The following is a 15,222-nucleotide window of genomic DNA, read 5'->3' as shown; positions in this document are numbered from 1 at the left end:
GCCCCGCGGAGCACATTCGCCCCATGGCCCCCCGGCCCCCCACCCGGATGGGAGACTGAGGGGCGGGCAGGCAGGATGCTGTCCGGGCGAGACATGGCCGGCGGTCGCACCCGCCGGGCCGAGGCGGAGCGTGGAGGGACAGGAACATGCAGGTCGGAGCCCTCCTGTGAGAATGCTGCACACCTCCGACTGGCATCTCGGACGGTCCTTCCACCGCATCGGCCTGCTCCAGGCCCAGCGGGCGTTCATCGATCACCTCGTGGAGGCGGCGCGCGAGCACGAGGTGGACGTGGTGCTCGTCTCCGGTGACGTCTACGACCGGGCCGTGCCGCCGCTCGCCGCCGTCGAGCTGTTCGACGAGGCGCTGCACAAGCTCGCCGACGCCGGGGTGCCCACCGTGATGATCTCCGGCAACCACGACTCGGCCCGCCGCCTCGGCGTCGGCGCCGGGCTCATCGGGCGGGCCGGCATACACCTGCGCACCGACCCGGCAGGCTGCGGCACCCCCGTCGTGCTCGCCGACGCGCACGGCGACGTCGCCTTCTACGGCCTGCCCTATCTGGAGCCCGCCCTCGTGCGCGAGGAGCTCGGCGCGCCGCGCGGCGGTCATCAGGCCGTGCTGCGGACCGCCATGGACCGGGTGCGCGCCGACCTCGCCGCGCGGCCCGCCGGGACCCGGTCGGTCGTCCTCGCGCACGCCTTCGTCGCGGGCGGCGCGGCCAGCGACAGCGAGCGCGACATCACCGTGGGCGGCGTCGCCTCCGTCCCCCCGGAGACCTTCGACGGCGTCGACTACGCCGCGCTCGGCCACCTCCACGGCTGCCAGACGATCACCGAGCGCGTCCGCTACTCCGGCTCCCCGCTGGCGTACTCCTTCTCCGAGGCCGACCACCGCAAGACCATGTGGCTCATCGACCTCGGCGCCGGCGGCGCCCTGACCGCGGAGCGGCTCGACTGCCCCGTCCCGCGCCCGCTCGCCCGGATCCGCGGCCGCCTCGACGACCTGCTGAGCGACCCGAGCCTGGAGAAGCACGAGGAGGCGTGGGTCGAGGCCACCCTCACCGACCCGCACCGCCCCGAGGAGCCCATGGCCCGCCTCGCCGGGCGCTTCCCGCACGTGGTGAGCCTCGTCCTCGAACCCGACCGGGCACCCGAGGACCCCCTCGCCTCCTACGCCCAGCGGCTCCGCGGCCGCAGCGACCACCAGATCGCCGCGGACTTCGTCGCCCACGTGCGCGGCGGCCTCGGCCCCGACGCCGCCGAGAGCACCGTGCTGACCGGCGCCATCGATGCCGTACGGCTGGCCGAGGCCCTCGGCGAGGAGGCCCGATGAGGCTGCACCGGCTCTCCCTGCACGCCTTCGGGCCCTTCGGCGGCTCCCAGGAGGTCGACTTCGACGCCCTCTCCTCCGCCGGGCTCTTCCTGCTGCACGGCCCCACCGGCGCCGGGAAGACCTCCGTGCTCGACGCGGTCTGCTATGCCCTCTACGGCGGGGTCCCCGGCGCCCGCCAGGGCAGCGGCCTGACCCTGCGCAGCGACCACGCCGACCCGGCCACCCTCACCGAGGTGACGCTCGACCTCACCGTCGGCGGCCGGCGGCTGGAGATCACCCGGCGGCCCGAGCAACTGCGCCCCAAGAAGCGGGGCGACGGCTTCACCCGCGAGAAGGCCCACAGCGCGCTGCGCGAGCGCGACGACGAGGGGCAGTGGCAGGGCCTCAGCCGCTCCCACCAGGAGATCGGCGAGGAGATCACCCAGCTGCTCGGCATGAGCCGCGAGCAGTTCTGCCAGGTCGTGCTGTTGCCGCAGGGCGACTTCGCGCGCTTCCTGCGCGCCGAGGACACCGCCCGCGGCAAGCTGCTCGGCAAGCTCTTCGACACCGGCCGCTTCGCCGCCGTCGAGGACCGCCTCGCCGAGCTGCGCCGGGCCGCCGAGAAGCAGGTCACCACCGGCGACGAGCAGCTGCTGGCCCTCGTCCACCGGATGCAGCAGGCCGTCGCGGACCCCTCGCTGCCCGAACCCGGCGCCACCCCCGCCGTCCCCGGCCAGCGCGACTCCTCCCGTACGGCCCGCCCGGCCCGTACGGCAGCCGCGGGCCGGGCGCCCCTGGCCCCCGGTGACGCCGGGCTGGCCGAGGCCGTGCTGACCTGGGCGGCACTGGCCCGCTCCGGGGCGCGGGAGCGGCGGGACATCGCGGCCGTCGCCGCACGCACCGCGGAGGAGGCCCACCGCGCCGCCCAGCGGCACGCCGACGCCACCCGCGAACTGGCCGGTCTCCAGGCGCGGTACGCGGCGGCCCGGCAGCGCGCCGCCGCCTTCGAGGAGCGCGACGCCGAGGCCGAGCGGCTGCGCGAGCGCCTGGAGCGGGCGCACGCCGCCGGGTCCGTGGTGCCCGCCCTGGAGCTGCGCGAAGAGGCCGGGCGCGCGCACCACGCCGCCGCCCGCGCCGAACGGGCCGCCCGCGACCGGCTCTCCGCCGCCCACCGGGACGCCCCCGCGGCGGAACTCGCCGCACTGGAGCGGGCCCACCGCGAGGAGCTCGGCTCGCTCTCGGCCGCCCGCCGCGCCGAACAGCGCGCCGCCGACATCGCCGCCGAGCTGGCCGAACTGGACCGCGAGGCCCGCTTCGACGAGGAGGCCCTCACCGAGGCCGACGACTGGCTCGCCGACTGGGAGGCGAGGCACGCCGCCCACCAGCGGCGCGTCGAGGACGCCCAGGAGGCGGCCACCCTGGCCGCCCGCCTGGAGGGCGAGGTGGCCCCCGCCCGGCGCAGGCTCGACGCCGCCCGGGAACGCGACCGGCTCGCCGGGCAGGTCACCGCCGCCCGGGCCCGGCTGCTCGAGGCCCGGGAGCGGGCCGGCGAGGCCCGGGAGCACTGGCTCGACCTCAAGGAGCGCCGCCTGCTCGGCATCGCCGCCGAACTCGCGGCCGAACTGACGCCCGGCACCGCCTGCAAGGTGTGCGGGTCCACCGAGCACCCCGACCCCGCCCGTACCACCTCCGACCACGTCGACCGCGCCGACGAGGCCCGCGCCCTCGGCCTCTTCCAGGACGCCGAGTCCGTCCGCGAACGGTCCGAGCGCGACCTCCAGACGCTGCGCGACGCCCTCGCCCACGCCGAGGCCGACGCCGGAACGGCGCCCGTCGCCGAACTCGCGGCGGCCGCCGAGGACATCGGCCGCTCCTACGCCCAGGCCCGCGCGGCGGGGGCCGACGCGCACCGGGCCCGCGAGGCGCTGGAGGGCGCGGAGCGGGAGTACGAGCGGCGGCGCGCCGGGCGGCAGGCGGCCCAGCTGCGCGCCACCGCCCGCACGGCCCGCAGGGAGCACCTCGACGGCGAACTGAGCACGCTGGAGAAGGAGTTGGCGCAGGTGCGCGGGGGAGCGGCGTCCGTCGCCGCGCACGCCGCGCTGCTGGAGCGCCGCCTGGCCCTCCTCGCCGACGCGGCCGAGGCAGCACGCGCCGCGCGGAGCGCGGCGGAGGACCTGGAGAAGGCCGAGGCGCGGCTCGCCGGGGCGGCCGGGCGCGCCGGTTTCCCCACGCCCTCGGACGCGGCCCGCGCCGTACTCCCCGAAGGCGAACAGCGGGCCCTGCGGCAGCGCCTCGACGACTGGCGGAGCGAGCGGGCCGCCGTCACCGCCGAGCTGGCCGACCCGCGCAACGCGGCCGCCGCGCAGCGGCCCCCCGCCGACCCGGCCGCCGCGGACGCGCTGCTGGCCGCCGCGACCCGGCGGCTGCGCGAGACCTCCGCCGCCGAGTCCGCCGCCCGCACGCGCTGCCAGGAGCTGGACCAGCTCTCCGCGCGGGCCGCCGCCGACGTGCGCCGCCTCGCCCCGCTGCGCGAGGAGCACCACCGGGTGGCGGGCCTCGCGACGCTCGTCGCCGGGACGTCCGCCCACAACGAGCGGAAGATGCGCCTGGAGTCCTACGTACTGGCCGCCCGGCTGGAGCAGGTCGCGGCCGCCGCGACCCTGCGGCTCCAGCGGATGTCCGCCGGGCGCTACACGCTGGTGCACTCCGACGCCCGCTCCGGCGGCGCCCGGCGCTCCGGCCTCGGCCTGCACGTCGTCGACGCCTGGACCGGCCGCGAGCGCGACACCGCGACCCTCTCCGGCGGGGAGACCTTCTTCGCCTCCCTGGCCCTCGCGCTCGGGCTCGCCGACGTGGTGACGGAGGAGGCGGGCGGCATCCGGCTCGACACGCTCTTCATCGACGAGGGCTTCGGCAGCCTCGACGAACAGACCCTCGACGAGGTGCTCGACGTCCTGGACTCCCTGCGCGAGCGGGACCGCGCGGTCGGTATCGTCAGCCACGTCGCCGACCTCCGCCGGCGCGTCCCCGCTCAACTCCAGGTCGTCAAGGGCCGGTCGGGGTCCGCCGTGCGCCACCGCACGGCGGGGGTCACCGGCTGAGCGCCCGGCGGGGGAGCGGCGAGGAGTAGACGACGCTCGTCGTCACCGGGCCGAGAGCGCCGATCCGCCCCGCCACCTCCTCCAGATGCCGCATCGAGCGGGCCGCGACCTTGATGACGAAGCAGTCGTCGCCCGTGACGTGGTGCGCCTCCAGGATCTCCGGCGTGGTCGCCAGCAGATCGCGCAACGGCTCGTGGCCGCCCTCCGGAGCGCGCAGCCGGACGAAGGCGAGGACGGGCAGCCCCAGCTTCCCGGCGTCGACGACGGCCGTGTACCCGCCGATGACGCCGGCCTCCTCCAGGCGCCGGACACGTTCGGTCACGGCGCTGGAGGACATGTTCACCGTGCGCGCCAACTCCGCGAAGCCCGCACGGCCGTTGCTCTGGAGGGCGTCGAGGATGCGCCAGTCGGTGGCGTCGGGGGAATAGCCGGTCATGGGTGATGTCTAACAGTGGAAACCCCGGTTGAACAAGGGTTTTACCGGGGATTGACGGTTCGCGAAGGGGTGGCCGGCCCGTGGATTTCCCGCCATGACGGCCACCGCGCCCCGTACGGCCGCGGCCCCGGCCGACCGCGGCTGATGAGCCTCGCGGTGTCCCCTGCCACCGCTGGTACTCGGCCGGTACCGTGGGGGGCATGCCGGCACTCAACATTGAATTCACGGAAGAGGAGCTCGCGGCCATCCGTGAGGCCGCTGCCGCCGACGGGAAGAGCATCAAGGCGTATGTGCACGACCTGTCCGTGCGCGAGCAGCAGCGGCGCCGCTTCGTGGAGCGTGCCGCGAAGTTCTGGAACGAACACATAGAGGAATTCGACGCCGCCTTCCCCGAGGAGGCACCTCCGTCCGAGGGCGGTGCGGCCGCCTGATGACGTTGCTCATCGACCTGCCCTGGCTCCTGGGCGTGCAGGAGCAGAAGCTGTACGAGGAGCCCGCCGTCCACGACTACACCGCCCTCGCCGCCGCGGTCTCCCGGCACGCCTTCGACGTCGCGAAGTTCGACCACGAGCCCGACGCCGCCTGGCGGGCCGCCGCCCTGATGCACACCCTGGTCCGGCTCCAGCCGCTGCCGGTGCGCAGCAGCCTCTACGCCTGCATGGTCGTCGTCGCCTATATGGCCGCAGCGGGCGAGGGCATCGACCCGCCCTACGGCTCCATAGTGGATCTCGCCCGGGACATCAAGGAGTACCGGGTCGACGTCTACGAGTGCGCCGACCGCATCCGGACCTGGCGCATCTGACGGCCGCGCGCGGGGGCGGGCCCGGATGCCGCACCGGGCCCGCCCCCGCGGCCGCGCGTCAGAGGGCCGACAGCTCCGCCAGCAGGTCGTCCAGGCCCAGCGACCCCTGCGAAAGCGCCGCCATGTGCCACGCCTTCGCGTCGAACGCGTCACCGTGCGCCTTGCGGGCCGCGTCGCGCCCGGCCAGCCAGGCCCGCTCGCCGAGCTTGTAGCCGATCGCCTGGCCCGGCATGCCGAGGTAGCGCACCAGCTCGCTGTCGACGAAGCTCGCCGGGCGGCCGCTGTGCAGCCCGAAGAACTCCCGTGCCAGCTCGGGCGTCCACCGCTCGCCGGGGTGGAACGGCGAGTGCTCCGGGATCCGCAGCTCCAGGTGCATCCCGATGTCGACGATCACGCGGGTGGAGCGCATCATCTGGGCGTCCAGATAGCCCAGCCGGCGCCCGGGGTCGGTGAGGAAGCCCAGCTCGTCCATCAGCCGCTCCGCGTAGAGCGCCCAGCCCTCGCAGTTGGCGCTGACGTGGCCGACGGTGGTCTGGTAGCGGGAGAGCCGGTCCGCCACGTGCGTCCACTGCGCGAGCTGGAGGTGGTGGCCGGGCACGCCCTCGTGGTACCAGGTGGACACCAGGTCGTACTCCGGGAAGCGGGTCTCGCCCATCGTCGGCAGCCAGGTGCGGCCCGGCCGCGAGAAGTCCTCGGACGGCGAGCTGTAGTACGGGGCCGCGGCGCTGCCGGGGGGAGCGATGCGGGACTCCACCCGCTTGACCCGCTCGGCCAGTTCGAAGTGGGTGCCGTCCAGCGCCTCGATGGCCTCGTCCATCAGCTTCTGGAGCCACACCCGCACCTCCTCGACGCCCTCGATGTGCGGGCCGTGGGCGTCGAGATGGGCCAGTGCCTCCCAGGGCGTCCTCGCGCCGGGCAGCACCTTCTCGGCCTCCACGCGCATCTCGCCGAGGATGCGGTGGAACTCCGACCAGCCGTAGGCGTACGCCTCCTCCAGGTCGAGATCCGTGCCGTTCCAGTAGCGCGCCCAACGGACGTACCGCTCGCGGCCCACCACCTCGGGGGCGCCCTCGACGCCCGGGGCGTAGACGTCGCGCAGCCAGTCGCGCAGCGTGACGAGCGCGCCCGTCGCGGCGGCGGCGCCCTCCTCCAGCTCCGCGCGCAGCGCGTCGGGCCCCTGGGCGACGAAGTCGGCGAACCAGCCGCCGTCCGTGCCGATCCACTCGTCCAACTGCCCGATGACGGTGGTCACCTGGCGCGGACCGGCGGGCAGCTTCCTCTCGAGGCCCTCGGCGAGCGCCGCCCGGTAGGACTCCAGCGACGCGGGAACGGCCCGCAGCCGTTCGGCGACCGCCGACCAGTCCTCGGCGCTCTCCACGGGCATGATGGTGAAGGTCTCCCGCACGCTGTGCAGCGGGGAGTGGATGTTGCTCACCGCGCGCAGTGGCTCGCCCGCTTCCTGGACGGCGAGTTCGGCGGTGAGACGCTCGCGCAGCAGGCGGGCGCAGCGCCGCTCGATGTCGCTGTCCGCGCCCGGCAGCCGCTCCGCCTCGGCGAGCCGGTCGAGCGTCTCGCGGGCCAGGTCGGCCAGGGCCTGCTGGCCCGCGGGCGAGAAGTCGGGCAGCCGCCGCGCGGACTCCGCCACCCCCAGATAGGTGCCGGTGAGCGGGTCGAGTTCGATGAACGCGTCGACGTAGGCGTCGGCGACCTGACGGGGGAGGAGGGTGCTGGTGTTGTTCGGCATGCGGTCATCCTCGTACGCGTGAGGCCGCCGCGTCACCGGCATTACGGTTCCGGATATCGAAAGCGGTGCGGCGATTCACCGTTCGCGGGCGGCAGATCCCGTACGGACCGCGGGCGCGCCCTGCTCCGGGGTCAGCCGGGCCGTGACGACCAGCGTGCCCTCCTCGATCAGATAGTCCAGCGGCAGGCCCAGGGCGCGCATCGCCCCCACCATCGCCGTGTTGGACGACTGGGTGACGGCGTAGACGCTCTCGCACCCGGCGTCGGCGGCCATCGCGACCAGCCTGCCCAGAAGTTCACCGCCGACCCCGCGCCGCTGCCACGCGTCCTCGACGAGCAGCGAGACCTCGGTCTCCTCGCCGTCCCACAGCAGGTGGCCGAGCGCCACCAGCCGGCCGGAGGCCGTGTACGCGGCCAGGGTGCGGCCGAAGCGCGGGCTCAGCAGGTGGCGGAGATAGCGGTCGGCGTCACCGAACGGCCCGTGGTAGCGGCGGGACAGCGTCGCGGGGGAGCAGCGCTCGTGCATCTCGCGCGCCGCCGCCAGATCCCCGAGGCCGGCGCGGCGCACGGTGATCTCGTTGCCCTCCGGCAGCGTCAGCACATCGCTGCGCGGCGGCACGCGCGGGCCGAGGCGGGCGTCCAGCTCGACCAGCGCGCGGGCCCGCGCGAACTCCGTGGGGGTGAAGGGCGGGTGGGGGCGCTCGATGGTGATCGTCCCGCCCGAGGGGTCCGGCAGACGGATCACGTTCTCGTCCCACATCCCCTCCGGCGGCACCTCGGCCTCCGTGCCGGGCAGGGAACGGATGGTGCAGCGGCCGAACAACTGCCGCAGAGCGAGCGGGAGTTCCGCGGCGTCGAGGGCCGTGCGGGTGGCGAGGGTGAGCGCCCGGGTCGGGGCGTCCACGAGGTCGTGGGCGTCGGCGCGCTCCAGCCATGTCCCGCTGCCGCCGCCCGCGGTGGCGGCGTCCGACAGGGCGGCGGGTGCCAGGGTGTCCGGGGCGCGCAGCAGCAGCTCGTCCACGGCGCCGTCGGCCAGCGGGTGCGTCTGGAGCGCGAGGATGTCGACGCGGTGGCGGGCCAGCGCTGCGCACAGCGCGGCGAGACTGCCGGGCTCGTCCCGTACGGTGGTCCGCATCCGCCACAGGGTGGTGCCGCCGTCGGCCTCCGGCTCCTCGTGGCCGGGGCCGGCGAGGTGGTCCGGCCCGGCGAGGCGGGCGGGAGCGGCGTGGCGCCGGGCCCACCAGGTGTGGCAGCCGGCCGTGGCCAGCAGCGCGGCGGCCGAGGAGAGCAGCAGGACGGGACCGTCCGCGCCGTGCACCACCGTGTCGGCCACGGAGTCGGTGGCGGCGACCGCGGTGAAAAGGGCGGCCAGCTCCACCAGTTCCCGCCGCCAGTGATGGCGCGCGCGGACGCTCTTCGCACGGGTCTCGTCAGTCATGCCCCCACCCTGACGGAGCGGTGTTGCGTGATCACGAACGGCTTGTGACCGATGGGTTAAGGGCGGCCTTGTCGCCAACTGTCCCGGTTGTCAGCCCTCCGGTGCCCCGCGGAGGTCGGCGAGCGCGTCCTCGATGCCCCGGTGGAAGGTCGGGTAGGCGTAGATCATATGGCGCAGGGCCTCCACCGGCACCTGTGCCTGGATCGCCACGGCCAGGCCGTACATCACCTCGCCGCCCGTCGGCCCCACCGCGGTCGCGCCGACCAGCACGCCCCGGTCCGCGTCCTCGACCAGCTTGACCAGGCCGTCGTTGCCCGCCTTGTGGATCCAGCCGCGCGCCGAGGAGGGCACCCGCGCCAGGCCGGTGCGCACCCGCAGCCCCTTCTCCCGCGCCTGATGCTCCGTCAGGCCCACGGCCCCGGCCTCCGGGTCGGTGAAGGTCACCCGGGGCAGCGCGCGGTAGTCGGCGTCGGGCCCCGGCTCGCCCAGCACGGCGCGGATCACGATCTCGGCCTCGTACATCGCGACGTGCGTGAACGCCCCGTGCCCCGTCACATCGCCGACGCCCCATAGCGCGTGCGCCGCCAGCAGCTGGCCGTCCACCTTCAGCGACCGCGCCTGTGGATCGAGCCCGACGGTCTCCAGGCCGAGGTCCGTGAGGTCCGCCCGGCGGCCCGTGGCCACCAGCAGCCGGTCGGTCGTCAGCTCCGTGCCGTCCGCGAGCGTGAGCGTGAAGACGTCCCCGGAGTGCCGCACCCCGGCCGCCCGGGCGCCGGTCCGGATGTGGACGCCCTCCCGGCGCAGCACCTCCGCCAGCAGCTCGCCGGCCTCCGGCTCCTCGGCCGGGAGCAGGCCCTCCATCGCCTCCACGATCTCGACCCGGGTGCCGAAGCGGGCGTAGACCTGGGCCAGTTCGAGCCCGATGGCACCGCCGCCGAGCACGAGCAGCGAACCGGGCGGTTCCTTCGCGGACACCGCGTCGCGGTTGGTCCAGTACGGCACGTCCCGCAGGCCCGGCACCGGCGGCACGGACGGCTCGGTGCCCGTCGCGATCACCACCCCGCGCAGGGCCTCGAAGACCTGGCCGGCCACCTCGACCCTGCCGGGCCCGGCCAGCCTGCCGCGGCCCCGGACCAGCCGGCCGCCCTTGCCGGTGAAGCGGTCGGCCGCCACCTGGTCGTTCCAGTCGTCGGTGGCCTCGTCGCGGATCCTGCGGGCGAGCGGCGCCCAGTCCGGCGTCACCTCGGAGGCCCCGGCCATACCGGGGATCCGGCGCCCCTCCGCGAGCAGGTTCCCGGCCCGGATCATCATCTTGCTCGGGACGCACCCCCAGTACGGGCACTCGCCGCCCACCAGCTCCGCCTCGACGCCCACCACGCTCAGCCCGGCCTCGGCCAGCCGCCCGGCCACGTGCTCACCGCCCGGCCCCATGCCGATGACGACGACGTCCACCTGCTCGGCCATGTGTGCCACCTTCCGCTCGCGGCGTGCCCGGGTGTGCGCACCCACCATCCCACCGGCCCGGCGGCGGGGCACGCCCACGGCCTCCCCCGTGGCTCTCTCGTAGCAACGCACGAACCGAGCCGGGGCGCTGGCCTGCGCGAACCGCCAGTAGACTCTGGTCGTGTGACAGCTGCGTCTTTGAAGCCCCGCATCCCCAACGTCCTCGCCGGCCGCTACGCCTCCGCCGAGCTCGCCGTCCTGTGGTCCCCCGAGTACAAGGTCACCCTGGAGCGGAAGCTCTGGCTGGCCGTGCTCCGCGCCCAGAAGGACCTGGGTATCGAGGTGCCGGACGCCGCGCTCGCCGACTACGAGCGGGTCCTGGACCAGGTGGACCTGGCCTCGATCGCCGAGCGCGAGAAGGTCACCCGCCACGACGTCAAGGCCCGGATCGAGGAGTTCAACGCCCTCGCCGGCCATGAGCACGTCCACAAGGGCATGACGTCCCGCGACCTCACGGAGAACGTCGAGCAGCTCCAGATCCGGCTCTCGCTGGAGCTCGTCCGCGACCGCGCCGTCGCCGTGCTGGCCCGGCTGGGCAAGCTGGCCGGCGAGCACGCCGAGCTTGTGATGGCGGGCCGCTCGCACAACGTCGCCGCCCAGGCCACCACCCTCGGCAAGCGCTTCGCGACCACGGCCGACGAGCTGCTCGTCGCCTACGGCCGGCTGGAGGAGCTGCTCGGCCGCTATCCGCTGCGCGGCATCAAGGGCCCGGTCGGCACCGCCCAGGACATGCTCGACCTGCTCGGCGGCGACGCCGCGAAGCTGGACGAGCTGGAGCGCCGCATCGCGGGCCACCTCGGCTTCGCGCACGCCTTCACCTCCGTCGGCCAGGTCTACCCGCGCTCTCTCGACTACGACGTCGTCACCGCGCTGGTGCAGCTGGCGGCGGCCCCCTCCTCGCTGGCCAAGACGATCCGGCTGATGGCCGGCCACGAGCTGGTGACCGAGGGCTTCAAGCCCGGCCAGGTCGGCTCGTCCGCGATGCCGCACAAGATGAACACCCGCTCCTGCGAGCGCGTCAACGGCCTCATGGTCATCCTGCGCGGTTACGCCTCGATGACCGGCGAGCTGGCGGGCGACCAGTGGAACGAGGGCGACGTCTCCTGCTCGGTGGTGCGCCGCGTCGCGCTGCCGGACGCGTTCTTCGCGCTCGACGGCCTGCTGGAGACCTTCCTGACGGTCCTCGACGAGTTCGGCGCCTTCCCCGCCGTCGTCGCTCGCGAGCTGGACCGCTACCTCCCCTTCCTCGCCACCACCAAGGTCCTGATGGCCGCCGTGCGGGCCGGGGTCGGCCGCGAGGTCGCGCACGAGGCCATCAAGGAGCACGCCGTGGCCTCCGCGCTGGCCATGCGCGAGCAGGGCGCCGAGCGCAACGAGCTGCTGGACAAGCTCGCCGCCGACGACCGCATCCCGCTGGACCGGGCGGGCCTGGACGCCCTGATGGCCGACAAGCTGTCCTTCAGCGGTGCCGCCGCCGACCAGGTCGCCCTGGTCGTCGCCCGCATCGAGGAGATCGCCAAGCGGCACCCGGAGGCCGCCGCGTACGCGCCGGGGTCGATCCTCTAGCGCCCGCGCTTCCCGCCCCTCGCCGCCCGTGGCGGTGTCCCCCTCGTGGGGACGCCGCCACGGGCGGTCGGCGTTTCGGGGCCGGCCGTGCCGTACCACCGGTGACGGGAGTCCGGAATGTACCGTTCTGCGTGGTCTCATCGGATGCCCGACGCGAGGAGAGACGGCCGTGTTCAAGGGATTCAAGAACTTCGTCATGCGCGGTGACATCGTCACCGTCGCCGTGGGACTGATCATCGCCCTCGCGATGAGCACGCTCATCAAGGCGTTCACCGACTTCGTGATCAACCCGATCATCACGCGCGCCCAGGGCGGCCACTCCATGGGCCTCGGCTGGCAGCTCGGCCGGACCGGCAACCGCGCCACCTATCTCGACCTGGGCTCCTTCCTCTCCGCCCTCGTGTACTTCCTGATCTTCATGGCCGTCGTCTACTTCCTCATCGTCGTCCCCTACAAGCACGTCCAGGCCCGGCGCGGGCTCGTCGTCTTCGCCGAGCCCGGACCGCTCAAGGTCTGCCCGGCCTGTCTCTCGGAGGACCTTCCCGAGCGCGCCCGCAAGTGCCTCCACTGCGGGACGGACCAGCCCCCGGTATAGGGTTGTCCCGAAAAGGGAGGGGACGCCTGGTGGTACCCGATGTCGTCGCGGAGGATCTCCGCGTCCTGTTCTGCGGCATAAATCCCGGCCTGATGTCCGAGGCCACCGGCCATCACTTCGCCCGCCCCGGCAACCGGTTCTGGCCCGTCCTCCACCTCTCCGGCTTCACCCCCCGCCTCCTCGCCCCCGCCGAGCAGGAGGAACTTCTGACGTACGGCCTCGGCATCACCAATGTGGTGGCGCGCCCCTCGGCGCGGGCCGACGAGATCGGCGACGAGGAGTTCCGCGAGGGCGGGCGCCTCCTCCTCGACAAGGTCACCCGGCTGCGGCCGCGCTGGCTGGCCGTCGTCGGCATCACCGCCTACCGCGTCGCCTTCGACGACAAGCACGCCCGCATCGGCCCGCAGGACCGGACGATCGGCACCACCCGCGTCTGGGCCCTCCCCAACCCCAGTGGCCTCAACGCTCATTGGCCGCTCCCGAAAATGGCCGAGGAATTCGAGCGGCTGCGCGCCGCGACGGAGCTCCCCGTCTGACACGACGGGATCCGGGCGCCGCACCGCCCACCGCCCCCGGGCCGCCGCGGAACGGCCGCCACCGGTTGCCGGCCCGCGTGCGGTCCCGAGGCTCGCCGGTCTCCTCCGCACCGGATACCATCCGACCCGACAGCAAAGGACACGCAAAGCGAGGAGGCGGCACGTTGGGGCGGCTCACCGGCGGGGATCCGTCTCTGTTGCGGCGGATCAATTCGGCCGTGGTGCTGCACGCGCTGCGCGCGGCGGCGCCTCCCGGCTCCCCCACGCTCACCGACCTGACCAAGGTGACGGGCCTGTCCCGGCCGACCGTCGAGGGCGTGGTCGAGGGGCTGATGGAATCCGGCCTGGTGGTGGAGGTGCCCGCCGAGGAGGGCGAGGCCCGGCGCCAGGGCCGCCCCGCGCGCCGCTTCCGCTTCCGCGTGGAGGCCGGCCACCTGATGGGCATCGAGATCGGCCCGCACCGGATCGCCGCCCTGATGGCCGATCTCGGCGGCCGGGTCATGGGCTCGGCGTCCCTCGACGTCGCGGAGACCGCCTCGGCGGACGAGCGCCTGGGGTGCGTGCGGGTCGCGGTCGCCGACCTGCTGGAGCGCTCGGGCGTGCCCCGCAGCAGGCTCCGGGCGGTCGGCGTGGCCAGCCCCGGCATCGTGGAGGCCGACGGGACCGTACGGCTGGGGACCGCCCTGCCGGGCTGGACCGGACTGCCCCTCGGGGAGCGGCTGCGGCGCTCGTTCCGGTGCCCGGTGCTGGTCGAGAACGACGCCAACGCCGCCGCCGTGGCCGAGCACTGGAAGGGCGCGGCCACCGGCTCGGACGACGTGGTGTTCGTGCTCGCCGGGCTGAGCCCGGGGGCCGGGTCGCTGATCGGCGGCCGGCTCCACCGTGGCTACGGCGGCGCGGCCGGGGAGATCGGCGCGCTGCACCTGCTGGGCCGGGAGGCCACCCCCGAGGTCGTGCTGTCCACGACGGGCGAACCCCTGCACCCGCTGGACGAGGCGCAGGTGGCACGCGTCTTCACGCTGGCACGGGAGGGCGACGAGCGGGCCGGTGCCGCCGTCGACCGGTTCATGCGGCGGCTCGTGCACGACGTGGCCGCCCTGGTGCTCGCCCTCGATCCGGAGCTCGTCGTGGTGGGCGGCTGGGCCGCCGGGCTGAACGGCGTCCTGGAACCCCTGCGCGCGGAGCTCGCCCGCTACTGCCTGCGCCCGCCGCGGGTCGTGCAGTCGCTGCTGGGCGAGGCCGCGGTGGCGACGGGCGCGCTGCGGCTGGCTCTCGACCACGTGGAGGAGCAACTGTTCGCGGTCGAGAGCACGGTGACGGCGCGGCGGTGAGGCGGGCCGTGGCCGGCGTCAGCCGGCCAGCAGCTGCATCCCCGAGTCGCCGAAGGTGAGCCGGCAGGTGTCCGCGCGGTAGGTGGCCACCGCCACCGCGCCCGTGCGGCCCGCCGTGAAATAGCGGGTGGTGACGACGAGGACGGGCGCGCCCGGCAGCCGGTCGAGCTGCTTGGCGTCGTCGGCGCGGGCGGAGCCGAGCTCCACGGCCTGGTCCTGGCCGTCGAGCTCCAGGCGCTGCAACTCCCGGAGGACCGCGCGTGCCCGGGCCGCGCCCGCCGGCGCGTCGATGCCGGTGAGCCCCGGCACGCTGCTCAGCGGGACGTACAGCAACTCGGTCGCCACGGGCTGGCCGTGGGTGCGGCGGGTGCGGCGGACGGTGTGCACCGGCTCCCCGCCGCGGGTGTCCAGGAGGCGGGCGACAACCGCGGGCGGGACCGCCTCGGCGCAGTCGACGGCGAGCCAGGCGTCCGGTCCCGCGCCCGGCCAGGAGTGGTCGGCGTCGCCGACGGAGACGCCCATGCGGGGCGGGGCCACGGTGGTGCCGACGCCCCGGCGGCGCTGGAGGCGCCCTTCCAGCTCGAGCTGTTCGAGGGCCTGGCGGAGCGTGGCCCGCGCGACGCCGAAGCGGGCCGCGAGCTCGCGCTCGTTCGGCAGGATCTCGCCCACCGCGAACTCGGAGTCGAGTGCGTCGGTGAGCACGGTCTTCAGGTGCCAGTACTTCGGCTCCGGCACCGTGTCCAGCTGCGTGGTCCCCACCCTGATCCTCCGCAAAGGCTTTTCGCGCGCTTCTTTATTAAAGGTTGTTGCAGTATGCCTGCGACCATAAGGCGGCACGCAGACTTGGTCAAGACCAATG

General features: G+C 74.7%; 13 protein-coding genes. 8 read left to right on the top strand and 5 right to left on the bottom strand.

What is annotated here, in order from left to right; genetic code table 11:
• Positions 1 to 166: 166 nt before the first annotated feature.
• Together ACZ4A5_RS07780 and ACZ4A5_RS07775 are read left to right on the top strand one after the other, a co-directional pair.
• Positions 167 to 1,333, top strand: coding sequence for an exonuclease SbcCD subunit D (locus ACZ4A5_RS07780; protein WP_467579557.1), 1,167 nt, complete (start codon positions 167 to 169; stop codon positions 1,331 to 1,333).
• Complete coding sequence (locus tag ACZ4A5_RS07775) at positions 1,330 to 4,413, top strand: AAA family ATPase (protein WP_467579554.1); 3,084 nt, start codon at positions 1,330 to 1,332, stop codon at positions 4,411 to 4,413. Before ACZ4A5_RS07780 ends, ACZ4A5_RS07775 begins: the two co-directional genes overlap by 4 nt.
• Here ACZ4A5_RS07775 and ACZ4A5_RS07770 read toward each other — a convergent pair.
• Positions 4,403 to 4,849: an Lrp/AsnC family transcriptional regulator gene (locus ACZ4A5_RS07770; RefSeq protein ID WP_467579552.1), complete on the bottom strand. Its 447-nt coding sequence runs from the start codon at positions 4,847 to 4,849 to the stop codon at positions 4,403 to 4,405. The two genes, ACZ4A5_RS07775 and ACZ4A5_RS07770, sit on opposite strands and share 11 nt — an antisense overlap.
• 200 nt (positions 4,850 to 5,049) lie before the next feature.
• Between ACZ4A5_RS07770 and ACZ4A5_RS07765 the strand changes: the two genes are divergently transcribed.
• Positions 5,050 to 5,280, top strand: a complete 231-nt coding sequence (locus tag ACZ4A5_RS07765; protein ID WP_116210478.1) for a hypothetical protein — start codon at positions 5,050 to 5,052, stop codon at positions 5,278 to 5,280.
• A complete protein-coding gene (locus ACZ4A5_RS07760; RefSeq protein ID WP_116210477.1) occupies positions 5,280 to 5,651 on the top strand; it encodes a toxin Doc in 372 nt (123 codons plus the stop codon). The genes ACZ4A5_RS07765 and ACZ4A5_RS07760 overlap by 1 nt, the downstream gene beginning before the upstream one ends.
• A 58-nt stretch (positions 5,652 to 5,709) precedes the next feature.
• Here ACZ4A5_RS07760 and ACZ4A5_RS07755 read toward each other — a convergent pair whose 3' ends face one another.
• The 3 genes from ACZ4A5_RS07755 to ACZ4A5_RS07745 form a co-directional block, all read right to left on the bottom strand.
• Positions 5,710 to 7,395: a DUF885 domain-containing protein gene (locus tag ACZ4A5_RS07755; RefSeq protein ID WP_467579548.1), complete on the bottom strand. Its 1,686-nt coding sequence runs from the start codon at positions 7,393 to 7,395 to the stop codon at positions 5,710 to 5,712.
• Between the two features lie 75 nt (positions 7,396 to 7,470).
• Positions 7,471 to 8,832, bottom strand: coding sequence for a GNAT family N-acetyltransferase (locus tag ACZ4A5_RS07750; RefSeq protein ID WP_467579545.1), 1,362 nt, complete (start codon positions 8,830 to 8,832; stop codon positions 7,471 to 7,473).
• A gap of 90 nt (positions 8,833 to 8,922) precedes the next feature.
• A complete protein-coding gene (locus tag ACZ4A5_RS07745; protein ID WP_467579542.1) occupies positions 8,923 to 10,296 on the bottom strand; it encodes a dihydrolipoyl dehydrogenase family protein in 1,374 nt (457 codons plus the stop codon).
• A gap of 162 nt (positions 10,297 to 10,458) precedes the next feature.
• Here ACZ4A5_RS07745 and purB point away from each other — a divergent pair, with 162 nt between their 5' ends.
• The 4 genes from purB (at position 10,459) to ACZ4A5_RS07725 (ending at position 14,363) form a co-directional block, all read left to right on the top strand.
• Positions 10,459 to 11,901 (top strand): adenylosuccinate lyase, encoded by a 1,443-nt coding sequence (gene purB, locus ACZ4A5_RS07740; RefSeq protein WP_467579539.1) that lies wholly within the window; start codon positions 10,459 to 10,461, stop codon positions 11,899 to 11,901.
• A 169-nt stretch (positions 11,902 to 12,070) separates the two neighbouring features.
• Positions 12,071 to 12,496: a large conductance mechanosensitive channel protein MscL gene (locus ACZ4A5_RS07735; protein WP_467579536.1), complete on the top strand. Its 426-nt coding sequence runs from the start codon at positions 12,071 to 12,073 to the stop codon at positions 12,494 to 12,496.
• Positions 12,497 to 12,522: 26 nt separating this feature from the next.
• Entirely contained in the window at positions 12,523 to 13,032 is a 510-nt protein-coding gene (gene mug / locus ACZ4A5_RS07730) for a G/U mismatch-specific DNA glycosylase (RefSeq protein WP_467579737.1), read from the top strand.
• Positions 13,033 to 13,196: 164 nt separating this feature from the next.
• A complete protein-coding gene (locus ACZ4A5_RS07725; protein WP_467579533.1) occupies positions 13,197 to 14,363 on the top strand; it encodes an ROK family protein in 1,167 nt (388 codons plus the stop codon).
• A gap of 18 nt (positions 14,364 to 14,381) precedes the next feature.
• Here the strand turns inward: ACZ4A5_RS07725 and ACZ4A5_RS07720 are convergent, their stop codons facing one another.
• Positions 14,382 to 15,122 carry a GntR family transcriptional regulator gene (locus tag ACZ4A5_RS07720; RefSeq protein ID WP_467579530.1) on the bottom strand — a complete coding sequence of 247 codons (741 nt, stop codon included), beginning with the start codon at positions 15,120 to 15,122 and terminating at the stop codon, positions 14,382 to 14,384.
• Positions 15,123 to 15,222 lie beyond the last annotated feature (100 nt).

The sequence above is a fragment of the Streptomyces sp. NPDC025618 genome (assembly GCF_055558795.1).
This window is presented reverse-complemented; position numbering and strand designations above follow the sequence as displayed.

What these genes read in the sequence shown, in the direction of transcription:
- ACZ4A5_RS07760 (WP_116210477.1), top strand. Translation starts at nt 5,280, where the DNA reads ATGACGTTGCTCATCGACCTGCCCTGGCTCCTGGGCGTGCAGGAGCAG.
- ACZ4A5_RS07770 (WP_467579552.1), bottom strand. Translation starts at nt 4,849, where the DNA reads ATGACCGGCTATTCCCCCGACGCCACCGACTGGCGCATCCTCGACGCC.
- ACZ4A5_RS07745 (WP_467579542.1), bottom strand. Translation starts at nt 10,296, where the DNA reads ATGGCCGAGCAGGTGGACGTCGTCGTCATCGGCATGGGGCCGGGCGGT.
- ACZ4A5_RS07765 (WP_116210478.1), top strand. Translation starts at nt 5,050, where the DNA reads ATGCCGGCACTCAACATTGAATTCACGGAAGAGGAGCTCGCGGCCATC.
- ACZ4A5_RS07775 (WP_467579554.1), top strand. Translation starts at nt 1,330, where the DNA reads ATGAGGCTGCACCGGCTCTCCCTGCACGCCTTCGGGCCCTTCGGCGGC.
- ACZ4A5_RS07750 (WP_467579545.1), bottom strand. Translation starts at nt 8,832, where the DNA reads ATGACTGACGAGACCCGTGCGAAGAGCGTCCGCGCGCGCCATCACTGG.
- ACZ4A5_RS07755 (WP_467579548.1), bottom strand. Translation starts at nt 7,395, where the DNA reads ATGCCGAACAACACCAGCACCCTCCTCCCCCGTCAGGTCGCCGACGCC.